The organism is Pseudomonas sp. LBUM1661 (assembly GCF_059695925.1).
Genome location: NZ_CP166794.1, coordinates 281990 through 294256 on the forward strand (window position 1 = coordinate 281990; position 12267 = coordinate 294256).

Here is a 12267-nt window from a genome sequence, read left to right on the forward strand (position 1 = left end):
TTGGAGAGCGCACATGATCGTCGACGTTCACAAGGTTTTCCTGATTACTGGAGTCAGTTCAGGCTTCGGCCTGGCTTTTTCGCAAGCAGCGCTGGCGGCGGGGCACATGGTGGTGGGCACGGTGCGACGCGAATCCGAGCGAGCCGCGTTCGAAGCGCTGGACGCCGATCGCGCCAAAGCGTTCGTGCTCGACGTCACCGATTACCCGGCAATCGAACCGCTGGTGGCCGAGATCCTGCGCGAAGTGGGCCGGATCGACGTGTTAGTGAACAACGCCGGTTATGGCCATGAAGGCATTCTCGAAGAGTCACCGCTGACGGAAATGCAGCGCCAGTTCGACGTTAACGTGTTTGGCGCGGTGGCCATGATCAAGGCGGTTCTGCCCGGCATGCGCGAGCGGCGTAGCGGGCACATCATCAACATCACCTCCATGGCGGGCTTCATCACCTTGCCGGGCATCGCCTACTACAGCGGCAGCAAATTCGCCCTCGAAGGTGTCAGCGAAGCGCTGGCTAAAGAAGTGGAAAGCCTGGGTATCCACGTGACGGCCGTGGCGCCGGGATCGTTTCGTACTGAATGGGCGGGGCGCTCGATGATTCGGTCGGGCCGCACCTTGAGTGACTACGACCCGGTGTTCGATCCGGTCCGCAAGGCGCGTGAAGAGAAGAGTGGCAAGCAGGCCGGCGATCCGCATAAAGCAGCGCTGGCATTGTTGGCATTGGTCGCTGCTGAGAAGCCACCGGTTCATCTGTTGCTGGGTAAGGATGCGGTGAGGTTGGTGCGCGAAAAGATCGCGGGCCTTCAGGCGGAGATTGATGCTTGGGAGCATCTTTCCGGGTCGACGGAGTTCGACTGATCGAAATGTTCGTCGTAATAGAAAATCAAACCCGAGAAACAACAAAGCCCTCGTAATTCTACGAGGGCTTTGTTTTGTCCGGCGGGCAGCACACTAAGTTTTTGATAAGGTTACAAGAGTCACCAGGCAGAGCAGCAATAAAATCAAAAGTAGTAATTGCTCAATATCATTAGTTGTATATTTTTTTTGGGAATGCCTGAACTTCAGGGCGAGAGATTGATTTTATTTTTGGCTGGGTTTTGTCATTGATAAGACTATTGCTATGGGCGTTAAGTCTGTAGATAGCGCCTATCCATCCTGGCGTTTTATTGTTGCGTATCCAGTCGGATTTGATTAAGTGGTTTCCAGCTTGGAAAGCATCAAGCTGGTCAGCTTTGATGCGATTGGTTGTCAAATCGAGTGCAAATGGGCGTTGGTGCAAATCTATTTCAGGACTAAACACCGCGCTTACCCACCGGCAACCGGCCTCCCACATGGATATCACCTTTTTTGAGTGATTAGCATAAAGCTTCGAAACAAAGGGGCCGGCGACGCGTAAAAAAATAGTAAATTTGTACCCCACAGCCAGCCATGCAAGGCATGTAGATATTGAATCTGGGGTAGCATCCAGAACTTGACTCGGCTCTCGCATAAGAGAGCCACTTGCTCCCGGGGTGCGCCCGGCATGCAGGGTTATGTTCTGGAATACAGTTGAACTTACCGTGCCTGTGAGCTACCGATATACCTGTTTTGAGAAGCGGCCCTCGATGCGCGTCAGCTCTCGTCCATGCCTCCCGACCTTGCTGGCGACCATTAAATGAAATCATTGCTTCATCCAGCCAGAGCTGTCGCTTTGGTTTTTCTGGCCGCAATACTTGTCGGCACCGCTCTTCTGATGCTCCCGATATCCCACGCCCAAGGTAGTACTGCGCCCTGGGTGACTGCATTCTTTACAGCGGTATCGGCCGTATGCGTTACCGGGCTGGTAGTGGTGGACACCGGTACTTACTGGTCAATTTTTGGTCAGTCGGTGATTCTGCTGCTGTTCCAGCTAGGCGGCTTCGGCATGATGACTGTGGCGACCTTGCTGGGCTTGATGGTCAATAGCTCCTTTCGTTTGCGCACCAAAATGGTCGCGCAGTTCGAGTCACGCTCATTGGGGTTGGGCAACATTGCCAGCGTGGCCAAACTCGTGTTTGTGGTGACATTTGCCCTGGAGCTCATTATTGCCCTGTCGCTCACCCTCCGATTACACCTGGCCTATGACCTGTCATGGGCTGAAGCAGCGTGGAGCGGTGTGTTTCATGCCGTATCGGCATTCAATAACGCGGGCTTCTCCATCTATCCGGACAGTCTGACGCGCTTTGCCACCGATGCATCTATCTTGCTACCAATCATGGCCGCGATTGTTATCGGTGGCATCGGCTTTCCCGTCCTGCATGACTTGCGTAGCAGATTCAACGATCCCCGCCATTGGTCACTGCATACCAAGCTCACTCTGATGGGCACGGCAATACTGCTGCTGGGCGGTTTTTTCACTTTGCTGGTGTTTGAGTGGTCCAACTCGGCAACACTCGGCCCCATGCCGTTTGCCGATAAAATTCTCTCGGCGGCATTTGCTTCTGTTTCTGCACGTACAGCCGGGTTTAACTCGATTGATATCGGCGCGCTGACCCAAGAGAGTTGGGCAATTCACTACTTCCTGATGTTTGTGGGGGGCGGCAGTGCGGGAACCGCTGGTGGTGTCAAAGTCGGTACCGCCGCCATCCTGGCCATACTGATTATTGCTGAAATTCGAGGCCACAGTGACAGTGACGCATTTGGCCGCAGAGTTGGCGCCTCAGCACAACGCCAAGCCATCACGGTGCTCGTGCTTGGCAGCGCCATGATTGTGTTGGGGACGCTGTTTATCTTGCGCGACACTGGTTTCCCTACCGACCAGGTCATATTCGAAGTCATCTCTGCGTTTGGTACGGTCGGCCTTTCCACCGGAATCACTGGCGATCTACCTGAGTCGAGCCAATTGATGCTGACTCTGCTGATGTATGTCGGGCGGGTCGGCACCATCACGTTTGCGGCGTCACTGGCCCTGGGCGAGCACCGCATGCCCTATCGCTATCCAGAGGAGCATCCAATTGTTGGCTAAGTATCTATTTTCGGGGCAGTTTTCTTTTTCCAAAGGCGATAGCGTTGTGGTGATCGGTCTCGGCCGCTTCGGCAGTTCTGTGGCCCAATCGTTGATGCGGTTGGGCCATGACGTCATGGGCATCGACAGGGCGGCGGAACCTGTCCATGACTGGGCTGATCTCTTGACTCACACAGTCCAGGCCGACTCCACCAACCTCATGGTCTTGCGCCAACTGGGCGTTGCCGACTTCACCCATGCCATCGTGGGGATCGGCACCGACCTGGCGGCCAGCCTGATGACCATCATGGCGTTGACCGAACTGGGCATCCAGGATATCTGGGTCAAAGCACGGACTCCCGAACATGGACATCTTGCTGAGCGTATTGGCGCCCATCACGTTGTCTACCCGGAGGCGGATATGGGGGAACGTGTCGCGCACCTCATTACCGGGCGGATGATTGATTTCATCGAGTTTGATGACGGCTTTGCAATCGCCAAAATTCACGCCCCGCTGCTGACTCAAAACAACACACTTGCCGACGCCAATATTCGTGAAAAACATGGCGTAACGGTTGTGGGGCTCAAGCGCGCCAACGAAGACTTCCAGCATGCCACGCCTGGCACCCTGATCCTGCCGGGCGATTTACTCATCGTCTCTGGTTCAACTCATCTGATTCAGAAATTTGCGGGCCGCTCAAAATGATCAGAAGGGCCTCCTGCTCGCCCCGCATGAGTCGCGCTAACCGCGATAAATCTGTGCGAGCGCAGAGCGGGTCAATGGGATATTAAAAACAGAGCTTATGCTCCTGCGGCCGCAGGGTCTGCTGTAAGCGAAGAAGATGGTGAGTGAGTCGATATCGATCTATAACGGCGAGCGACCGCACCTGTCTTTGAAATACAAAACGCCCGATGCGGTGCATCGGGCGTCAGGGTGAAACAGGTGTAAACCTATTTCAGGATTAGATAGACCTTTACCCTAAACCTACCTTCAACCGGTTAGAGCCCAGCAGAACTCACCGGAATCCGACAGAACCCCAAAACGAAAAAACCCGCCAGAAGGCGGGTTTTTCGGGGGTTCCAGAGATTTTGAAAGCCTTCTCTGGAACCTTGTATGGTGCCGGCACCAGGAGTCGAACCCGGGACCTACTGATTACAAGTCAGTTGCTCTACCAACTGAGCTATACCGGCGTGTTGGGCGACGATTATAGCGATTGGATTGGTTCTGTAAACCCCTGAATTCAGACTATTTTTGCGCAGGCGTCTGCTGCGGTTTTTTTGCGGGTGTTGCGGTTAGCGTGCGTTGTAAAACGTCGCGCCTTCGGGGATGTCTTTGTTGACGAATGACATGGCCCCGATCGTGACGTTGTCCCCGATGGACAGGGTGTCGGCGATGATGCAGCTGTTGGCGCCCACGCTGACGTTGTCCCCGATGACCAGGTCGTAGTTGTCCAGCCCCAGGGTCTTGATGCCGATCGTCGTGTTTTGACGGATGAAAAAATTCCGACCGATTTTAACGCTTCCCGTGATGACCACGCCGGGTAGGTGGCCGATTCGCAAGCCAGGCCCGATCTGGGCGTCGATGCTGATGTCGACGCCGTATTTGAGGTTGAGCTTTCGTTCCATGCGCTTGGCATAGCTACGCGCAAAAGCGTTTCCGGAATACAGGTACTGAGCCAGTCGGTACATGAACAAGTACCGGAGTGTGTTGTTTTTCCGGGTTCGCTTGAGGATGTTGCTGATGAGTCCTATGCGGCTGCCACGTTTTTTCTTGTTCGAGACTTCTGACTGCCAATGCACGATCAAGGTGTCGAGATTCAAAACGTGGCCCCCCCGGGTGAATCAAACGACGCTTGGAAGCGCGGATTGTAGCGGCTGGCCTTCGCGTTGAATACGACGCGTATTTTCGCCCATACCGTCCCGGTTTAGGCCGTTATGTCCTTTTGGCTGAATGCTTATGCACAACGGCCTGTGCGACGCACGTCTTTAAAACCGAAAATGTGGATCCGTTCTCGTTTGCTCGCAAATGCCTGTTTTTCGGGTTTTTTCTGCATGTGTACGAAAATTGAACAGTAGTGTTTCAGGCCCGAAACAGGCATGTATATTGGATCCATGAAAATTTCATCAACAGAGTTATCCACAGGCTGAGGCTGTTTAAGCGCGTTCTGCCAGCAGCAGGAAATTACGCGGGGTCAGCGGGGTTTCGCAGAAGGTTCCGAGGCGAATGGCGTAGCCTTGCTCGTAAAGAAAAAGTGCCCGATCAAGGGTCAGCCAAAGCTCCAGCGGGCGTCGGAAAAGTCCCCGTAGCAGCTCCAGATTGCGCACTTGAGCCAATCGCCGCCAACCGGCGGCTTCGACCGCTGGCCAGTCTTGCGCGCCAATTGTGGATAACTCTTTCAGTGCGGCCAAATGGTGGCAGTAATCGGCGAAGGATGTGTCGAGCCAGGCGCTGGGCAGGGACGGGGTGGGCAGGTATTCGTCAACGCCGCGCAGTTGCCGTTGCAGCAGGTCGAACGCCAGGCGGCGGGCCATGGAGGTGTCGCGTTGACGTCGGACGCGGGCGCCGGCGGTGACGGTTTCGCTCATCGGTAGCGCGAGATCGTCGAGGGACAGCTGTAGGCTGGAGCGCTTGGCCGAAGAGGACATCGGCTGATACTCGGTCAGACTGATCCGGTTGTAGCAGCACGGCGCGATGGCCAACTGTTTACAGCCTGCTGCACTGGCGAGCTGGATCAGGCGCACATGCAGATCACCGCAGGCGTGCAGTGCGACCGGCGTGTGGTTGGCGTTCAATAAGGAGGCGGCACCGAGCGCGAGTACATCTTGCTCGACGTGCAGTGCACGCAGTTGGTGGCGTTGGCTGAGCGCCTGGCCACTGGCGACCAGCGCCGGGTCGTGTTCCAGACAGGTCAGTTGCTGCTCCGGTTGCAGCAGGCGTCTACCCAAATGACCTTTGCCCGAACACCAATCCAGCCAATGCGTCGGCGCATCAGAAAATGTCAGCCGACTGGCGAAGGCTTCGATCTGCTGCCACTTGCGCCCCGGCACATCGACGTTCAATCGATGCCCGGCTGCTTCAAGCGTATGAGCCGGCAATTCGCCCACGGCACTCAGCTCAAGCGATAACGCCGCCCATGAAGCAAACGGCTCCGGCGCTTCCAAAAGAGCAGGGTGGTTGTGCGCATGCTCCGCCTCTTCCAATGACCGCCCGCGTAGCCATAACGCTAACTCCGGGTAGGACGTTTCCCAAGGCAGCTGCAGATGAGTAAACGGTCGAGGTTTCCACAGCGCCTGGTGCGTTGTCAGAAAAGCATCCAGCGCCGTGAAGCGGGCGAGTAGGGCCTCGCCCGTCAACACGTGGGAATCAACGCCCTTGGCAGGCATCGACGCGCAGCCAGCGCTCCAGCAGCTTGAAGCCTCGAACCAGCACGTAGGCCATCAACAGATAGAACATGCCCGCCGCGAAGAAGATCTCCACGGGCAAGTACGTCCGGGCAATGATGGTCCGAGCCATGCCGGTCAATTCCAGCAGGGTCACGGTGCTGGCCAGGGCACTGGCCTTGAGCATCAGAATCACTTCGTTGCTGTAGGCCGGCAGGCCGATGCGCGCCGCACGGGGCAGGATGATGTAGAACAGCGCCTTGGCCCGGGACATACCCAGCGCCCGTGCGGCTTCAATCTCGCCCGGTGGAATCGCCTGGATCGCGCCGCGCAGGATCTCGGCGATGTACGCCGCCGTGTGCAAGGTCATGGTTGCGGTGGCACACCAGAACGGATTGCGCAGGTACGGCCACATCGAGCTGTTACGGATCGCATCGAACTGCGCCAGGCCGTAGTAGACCAGGAACAACTGAACCAGCAACGGCGTGCCACGGAAAAAGAAGATGTAGCCGTAGGGAATGGCCCGCACGTACCAGAGCCGTGACGAACGCGCGATGCCCAGTGGGATCGCCAGCAACAACCCGGCGATCACGGCAATGGCCACCAGTTCCAGGGTCAGCGTCGCGCCTTGGGCCAGTTTCGGCAGCCACTTGATGATGACTTCCCAGTTCATTGGGTGCTCCTCGCGAAGCCGCGAGCGGCGCGTTTTTCCATAAAGTGCATGCCGGTCATGGCGAGAATCGTCAGGCCCAGATACATGAAGGCGGCCACCATATAGAAGGTGAACGGCTGCTTGGACACGGTCACGCCGATTTGCGCGTGACGCATGATTTCTTCCAGGCCAATGACTGACACCAGCGCGGTGTCTTTCATCAGGATCATGAACAGGTTGCCCAGGCCCGGCAGGGCGATGCGCCACATCTGCGGCATGATCAGTCGGGTGAAGATGCGAAATTTCGACAGGCCCAGCGCCACGCCAGCTTCACGGTGACCTTTGGGAATCGCCAGGATCGCGCCACGAAAAACTTCCGTGGCGTAGGCGCCGAAGCACAATCCCAGCGCAATCACACCAGCGGCAAAGGCGTTCAATTCAAGGTCGGGGTTGCCGAAGAATTCGCCCAAGGCACGCATCAGGTTGACCGTGCCGAAGTAGATCAACAGCACCCAGAGCAATTCCGGGATGCCACGGACCAGTGTCGAGTAAGTGCCGCCAAGCCATTGCAGCGGCTTGTACGGGGACGTCTTGGCCAAGGCGCCGAGCAGACCGAGCACCAGCCCCACGCACAAGGCCGAGAGTGCCAGTTTTACAGTCATCAGCGCGCCAGCGGCGAGCGCCGGGCCGAATCCGTAGAGATCGATAGTCATGGCTTTCTTTTCAAATCGCGGCAGGCAATGCCAGGGACTGGCGCCATCAGAGCGTGGCGCCGGTCCGGCAGGTCAGGATCAATAGATGCTGAACGGGAAGTACTTGTCGTTGATCTTCTTGTAGGTGCCGTCAGCGACGATTTCTTTCAGTGCGGCGTTCAGCTTCGTACGAATCTCATCGCCTTTACGCACAGCGATACCGATCTTGTCGCTTTCTTCCACCGGGTCGCCTTTGAATTCATAAGAACGGCCAGCGTCGCTTTTCAGCCACTCGTAGTTGACGTATTTGTCCGCCAGGATGCCGTCCAGACGACCGGAGGTCAGGTCAAGGTAAGCGTTTTCCTGGGTGTCGTAGAGTTTGACTTCAACGCCTTCCATATTGTCTTCCAGCCAAGTGCCGGCGAGGGTCGCACGTTGTGCGCCGATCACTTTGCCTTGCAGGGAAGCCTTGTCGGTTTTGAAGTCGACGTCTTTCTTGGCGATGAATTGCAGTTTGTTGGAGTAGTACGGGTCGGTGAAGTCCACCGCTTGCTTGCGCTCGTCGGTGATCGACATCGAGGAGATCAGGAAATCGAACTTCTTGGCGTTCAGGGCCGGGATGATGCCGTCCCAGTCGGACGTGACCACGGTGCATTCGACTTTCATCTTGGCGCACAGGGCGTCGCCGACTTCCTTGTCGAAGCCGACGACATTGCCACTGGCATCTTTGTTGTTGAACGGCGGGTAGGCCGCTTCGATGCCCATCTTCAAGGTCTCGGCGGCGGCACCGGCGCTGAACGCCAGGGTGACGGCGGCAGCCAGGAAGATTTTTTTGTAGTTCTGCATGCGGGTAGCTCCGTTAGCGGTTGCTGGACATGAATTGTTTGCAGCGCGCCGAAAGCGGGTTTTCGAACACCTGCTGTGGCGATCCTTGCTCTTCTACCAGGCCCTGGTGGAGGAACACCACTTCGCTGGAAACCTGACGGGCGAAACCCATTTCATGGGTGACCAGCAGCATGGTGCGGCCTTCTTCGGCCAGTGCGCGGATGACATTAAGTACTTCCTGGACCATTTCCGGGTCAAGGGCGGAGGTGGGTTCGTCGAACAGGATCACCTTGGGCTGCATCGCCAGCGTGCGGGCGATGGCCGCGCGTTGTTGCTGACCGCCGGAGAGTTGCGCGGGGTAGGCGTGGCGCTTGTCGGCGATGCCGACCTTGGCCAGCAAGGCTTCGGCGACTTCGATGGCTTCGGCTTTGCTTTGGCCGAGCACACGGCGCGGGGCTTCGATGATGTTGTCGAGCACGCTCATGTGCGGCCACAGATTAAAGTTTTGAAACACAAAACCGATCTCGCTGCGCAGGCGATTGATCTGCTTGCTATCGGCAGCGACCAGTTCGCCGTTCTTCGCGGCTTTGAGTTTGAGTTCTTCGCCGGCCACCAGGATTTGCCCCTGGTGCGGGTTTTCCAACAGGTTGATGCAACGCAGGAACGTGGACTTGCCGGAACCGGAGGAACCCAGGATCGAGATCACATCGCCGTCGCGGGCGGTCAGCGAGATGCCTTTGAGCACCTCAAGCGAACCGTAGCGTTTGTGCAAGTTGCGGATTTCAAGCGCGGGCGTGGCCTCAGCCATGTGCGTTCCTCATAGTGTTTCGCTCCTGCTGTTGGTTGGCCTTCCTGGCGAGGCGGCCAAGCTAGCATAGCGTCTGAATGGCAGCCAACAGCGCTACGGGCGGTAAACGGGTGGCGTATGGCCGGTTGTCGCATCGGTACAGCAGACTGTCGCGCTGCTATCAACCGAACAGCCGTTTGAACCCGGGCAGTCGATAAAAAGCGCGGGGCTGTTCCAAAAAAGGGCGCGATGTTGCCAGCTTTGGCGGGGTGTTGGAAGCGCTATCCGGCCAAACGTTCCTGAACCGCACTTTTATTGTGCGTCCAGGGTTTTTTGGGTGTGTTTCTGGTGCGCTGTGTCGTTCTAAAAGTGGGTCGCTGGGTAACGCTCTGGCGAATTGCCATTAATCTCAATGACTTGCGATGACTGTCCGGTCAGGAGGAAAGCCCCGAGGCGGAAGGTTTTGTAACATTTTGGCGCAATTATTGCGTGCAGAATCCGGAACGCCCCGTTGGTTTCTTTTTACGAGAAGGAACGCCAGGCCGGGTGGACGTCATCGCTTTTCCTTACAAAGGTAGTTTCAATGAGCAGTACCCAAAGCTCCAATGGCCTCGAACAGGGGCTCAAACCGCGTCACGTGACCATGCTGTCGATTGCCGGGGTTATCGGTGCCGGCCTGTTCGTCGGCTCGGGTCACGCCATCGCTGCAGCGGGCCCGGCTGTACTGTTGGCCTATGCCGCCGCCGGTATGCTGGTGGTGTTGGTGATGCGCATGCTCGGCGAAATGGCCATCGCGTCGCCGGACACAGGCTCCTTCTCGACGTACGCCGACCGCGCGATCGGTCACTGGGCCGGCTTCACTATCGGCTGGTTGTACTGGTGGTTCTGGGTGCTGGTCATCCCGCTGGAAGCTAACGCTGCCGCAACGATCCTGCATGCCTGGTTCCCTGGCGTAGATATCTGGGCCTTCGCTCTGGTCATCACGATGCTGCTGACAGTGACCAACCTGTTCAGCGTGAAGAACTACGGTGAGTTCGAATTCTGGTTCGCCCTGATCAAGGTTCTGGCGATCATCGGTTTCATCATTCTCGGTGTGGCGGCGATCTTTGGTTTCTTGCCGAACAGCCAGGTCAGCGGCGTTTCGCACCTGTTCGATACCCAGGGCTTCCTGCCAAACGGCATGGGCGCCGTACTGGGCGCGATCCTGACGACCATGTTCTCCTTCATGGGGACCGAGATCGTGACCATCGCGGCCGCGGAATCGAAAAACCCCGGCAAACAAATCTCCAAAGCCACCAACTCGGTGATCTGGCGGATTGGTTTGTTCTACCTCGTCTCGATCTTCATCGTTGTGGCCTTGGTGCCATGGAACGACCCGGTTCTGGCCAGCCTTGGCTCCTACCAGACCGTGCTTGAGCGCATGGGTATCCCGAACGCCAAGATGATCGTCGACATTGTGGTATTGGTCGCTGTGACCAGCTGCCTGAACTCGGCGCTCTACACCTCGTCGCGTATGATGTTTTCCCTGGGCAAGCGCGGCGATGCGCCGGCCGTGTCCACGCGCACCAACAAAAGTGGCACGCCTTACTGGGCGGTGATGTTGTCCACTGGCGCAGCCTTCCTGGCAACCTTCGCCAACTACGTGGCCCCGGCCGCCGTGTTCGAGTTCCTGCTGGCGAGCTCCGGCGCTATTGCATTGCTGGTGTACCTGGTGATCGCGATTTCGCAATTGCGCATGCGTAAGCAACGCATGGCGCGCGGCGAGAAAATCGTCTTCAGCATGTGGCTGTTCCCGGGCCTGACCTACGCGGTCATCATCTTTATCGTCTCGGCCCTGACCATCATGCTGTTCCAGGACGCCCACCGCGTGGAAATCCTCGCGACCGGTCTGCTGAGCTTGTGCGTGGTGGCTACCGGATTGTTCGTGGCCCGCCGTCGCAAGCTGCAGAAGGTTGGCGCGGTCGTGCTGAACTGATTCGTACTGCGTGACGCAAAACGGCCGCTGTCAGTGATGACAAGCGGCCGTTTTTGTTTCGTACTGGTAACGCAAACCTACAGAGATCGCGTTACGGCTAACAGGGTTTACTCGGCCTTTTCTTCCGGCGCATCCAGCGACTGGCTGTAGCTGTCCAGCGCACTGCCGAAGTCGGTGATGAATTGCGGATCGGTCAGCCACGCTTGAGCGGTGTCGCGGTCCATGCCGTCGGCCCACATGCGGTAATCGATCAGCATGTCGGCGGCCAGGTGAGTGGCGGCCATGGCTTCGTTGTCGGCGTTTTCCATGTCCAGCAGTTCTGGATGGTCGCTGATGATCTCGGCAAGGTTCGACAGCAGCGTCAGCAGCATGTCGTTGCGGCCGATGGCTTCGGCATCGCGCATTTTGCTGAACATCGCCAGGGTGTATTCCGGGATCGGCTCGCCGATGTCGCCCAAGTCATCGTCCAGCGCGGCGGGTTTTCTGCCGTGGATATTGATTTGCTTGGCTTTGATCTTGGCGCGTTTGGCGCGTTTCTGTTGCTTGTTCAGGGAGGCCATGGGAACTCAGTTCGGTTTCTGTTGGGTTTGGGCTGCGATGGCGTCGGACGCCGCCACATAATCAGCCTGGAAGGCTGGCGATTCGATCCACGCCAGGGCGGCGGCTTCGTCGACCTCGGCGGACCATTGACGGTATTCGATCAGCGCCGCGAGGATGAAGTCTGTCGCGGTTTCTTCGCCCTCCTGCTCCAGGACCAGAGCGAGCAGCGGGTGTTCGAGAAAGGCCATGCACATGGCTTGTTGGCTGATCTTTTGCGCGTCGATCATTTCTTTGAACAGTTCAGTCAGGTCCACCGATTCAAAGTCGATTCGATCGTCGTTCGGGTCCAGTTCGACCGGCGCGGCGGCGCGTTGGGTGCGGTTTTGCTTGGCCTTCGCTTTGGCGCGGGTGGCGCGTTTTTGCTGCTTGTGCGCGGATGGCATGGGCGTCGTTCC

General features: G+C 57.4%; 13 protein-coding genes, 1 tRNA gene and 1 pseudogene. 5 read left to right on the forward strand and 10 right to left on the reverse strand.

Features of this window, described 5'->3' with window-relative positions; translation table 11 throughout:
• Positions 1–13 precede the first annotated feature (13 nt).
• Positions 14–856 (forward strand): oxidoreductase, encoded by an 843-nt coding sequence (locus tag ACA057_RS01345; RefSeq protein WP_497345369.1) that lies wholly within the window; start codon positions 14–16, stop codon positions 854–856.
• Positions 857–1025: 169 nt separating this feature from the next.
• Here the strand turns inward: ACA057_RS01345 and ACA057_RS01350 are convergent, their stop codons facing one another.
• The gene (locus ACA057_RS01350; RefSeq protein ID WP_497345371.1) at positions 1026–1331 is read right to left on the reverse strand and encodes a hypothetical protein; all 306 of its coding nucleotides are present in this window, start codon (positions 1329–1331) and stop codon (positions 1026–1028) included.
• A gap of 321 nt (positions 1332–1652) precedes the next feature.
• Between ACA057_RS01350 and ACA057_RS01355 the strand changes: the two genes are divergently transcribed.
• From ACA057_RS01355 to ACA057_RS01365, 3 genes and pseudogenes are all read left to right on the forward strand, one after another.
• Positions 1653–2981, forward strand: coding sequence for a TrkH family potassium uptake protein (locus ACA057_RS01355; RefSeq protein ID WP_497345373.1), 1329 nt, complete (start codon positions 1653–1655; stop codon positions 2979–2981).
• On the forward strand, positions 2971–3666 hold the full coding sequence (locus tag ACA057_RS01360) for a potassium channel family protein (protein ID WP_497345375.1): 696 nt from the start codon (positions 2971–2973) through the stop codon (positions 3664–3666). The genes ACA057_RS01355 and ACA057_RS01360 overlap by 11 nt, the downstream gene beginning before the upstream one ends.
• Before the next feature lie 55 nt (positions 3667–3721).
• Positions 3722–3898: pseudogene (locus ACA057_RS01365) on the forward strand (integrase core domain-containing protein); the annotation flags it as partial.
• Positions 3899–4075: 177 nt separating this feature from the next.
• Here ACA057_RS01365 and ACA057_RS01370 read toward each other — a convergent pair.
• The 7 genes from ACA057_RS01370 to ACA057_RS01400 form a co-directional block, all read right to left on the reverse strand.
• Positions 4076–4151, reverse strand: a tRNA-Thr gene (locus ACA057_RS01370).
• A gap of 102 nt (positions 4152–4253) precedes the next feature.
• Positions 4254–4781, reverse strand: coding sequence for a serine acetyltransferase (locus ACA057_RS01375; RefSeq protein ID WP_497345377.1), 528 nt, complete (start codon positions 4779–4781; stop codon positions 4254–4256).
• A 333-nt stretch (positions 4782–5114) separates the two neighbouring features.
• On the reverse strand, positions 5115–6344 hold the full coding sequence (locus ACA057_RS01380) for a methyltransferase (protein WP_497345379.1): 1230 nt from the start codon (positions 6342–6344) through the stop codon (positions 5115–5117).
• Positions 6325–7014, reverse strand: coding sequence for an ABC transporter permease (locus ACA057_RS01385; protein ID WP_401356725.1), 690 nt, complete (start codon positions 7012–7014; stop codon positions 6325–6327). Before ACA057_RS01385 ends, ACA057_RS01380 begins: the two co-directional genes overlap by 20 nt.
• The gene (locus ACA057_RS01390; protein ID WP_497345382.1) at positions 7011–7706 is read right to left on the reverse strand and encodes an ABC transporter permease; all 696 of its coding nucleotides are present in this window, start codon (positions 7704–7706) and stop codon (positions 7011–7013) included. Before ACA057_RS01390 ends, ACA057_RS01385 begins: the two co-directional genes overlap by 4 nt.
• 78 nt (positions 7707–7784) lie before the next feature.
• Complete coding sequence (locus tag ACA057_RS01395; protein WP_497345384.1) at positions 7785–8531, reverse strand: ABC transporter substrate-binding protein; 747 nt, start codon at positions 8529–8531, stop codon at positions 7785–7787.
• Positions 8532–8544: 13 nt separating this feature from the next.
• Positions 8545–9318, reverse strand: coding sequence for an ABC transporter ATP-binding protein (locus ACA057_RS01400; RefSeq protein ID WP_150735486.1), 774 nt, complete (start codon positions 9316–9318; stop codon positions 8545–8547).
• A 562-nt stretch (positions 9319–9880) separates the two neighbouring features.
• Here ACA057_RS01400 and gabP point away from each other — a divergent pair.
• A complete protein-coding gene (gabP, locus tag ACA057_RS01405; RefSeq protein WP_497345386.1) occupies positions 9881–11272 on the forward strand; it encodes a GABA permease in 1392 nt (463 codons plus the stop codon).
• Positions 11273–11379: 107 nt separating this feature from the next.
• Here the strand turns inward: gabP and ACA057_RS01410 are convergent, their stop codons facing one another.
• Both ACA057_RS01410 and ACA057_RS01415 read right to left on the reverse strand, forming a co-directional pair.
• Positions 11380–11832 carry a hypothetical protein gene (locus tag ACA057_RS01410; protein ID WP_497345388.1) on the reverse strand — a complete coding sequence of 151 codons (453 nt, stop codon included), beginning with the start codon at positions 11830–11832 and terminating at the stop codon, positions 11380–11382.
• 6 nt (positions 11833–11838) lie between these two features.
• Positions 11839–12255 (reverse strand): hypothetical protein, encoded by a 417-nt coding sequence (locus tag ACA057_RS01415; RefSeq protein WP_497345390.1) that lies wholly within the window; start codon positions 12253–12255, stop codon positions 11839–11841.
• Positions 12256–12267 lie beyond the last annotated feature (12 nt).

Bases quoted from the DNA above. Each gene is read 5' to 3' on its own strand.
- ACA057_RS01345 (WP_497345369.1), top strand. From the start codon at position 14: ATGATCGTCGACGTTCACAAGGTTTTCCTGATTACTGGAGTCAGTTCA.
- ACA057_RS01350 (WP_497345371.1), bottom strand. From the start codon at position 1,331: ATGTGGGAGGCCGGTTGCCGGTGGGTAAGCGCGGTGTTTAGTCCTGAA.
- ACA057_RS01355 (WP_497345373.1), top strand. From the start codon at position 1,653: ATGAAATCATTGCTTCATCCAGCCAGAGCTGTCGCTTTGGTTTTTCTG.
- ACA057_RS01380 (WP_497345379.1), bottom strand. From the start codon at position 6,344: ATGCCTGCCAAGGGCGTTGATTCCCACGTGTTGACGGGCGAGGCCCTA.
- ACA057_RS01385 (WP_401356725.1), bottom strand. From the start codon at position 7,014: ATGAACTGGGAAGTCATCATCAAGTGGCTGCCGAAACTGGCCCAAGGC.
- ACA057_RS01390 (WP_497345382.1), bottom strand. From the start codon at position 7,706: ATGACTATCGATCTCTACGGATTCGGCCCGGCGCTCGCCGCTGGCGCG.
- ACA057_RS01395 (WP_497345384.1), bottom strand. From the start codon at position 8,531: ATGCAGAACTACAAAAAAATCTTCCTGGCTGCCGCCGTCACCCTGGCG.
- ACA057_RS01400 (WP_150735486.1), bottom strand. From the start codon at position 9,318: ATGGCTGAGGCCACGCCCGCGCTTGAAATCCGCAACTTGCACAAACGC.
- gabP (WP_497345386.1), top strand. From the start codon at position 9,881: ATGAGCAGTACCCAAAGCTCCAATGGCCTCGAACAGGGGCTCAAACCG.
- ACA057_RS01410 (WP_497345388.1), bottom strand. From the start codon at position 11,832: ATGGCCTCCCTGAACAAGCAACAGAAACGCGCCAAACGCGCCAAGATC.
- ACA057_RS01415 (WP_497345390.1), bottom strand. From the start codon at position 12,255: ATGCCATCCGCGCACAAGCAGCAAAAACGCGCCACCCGCGCCAAAGCG.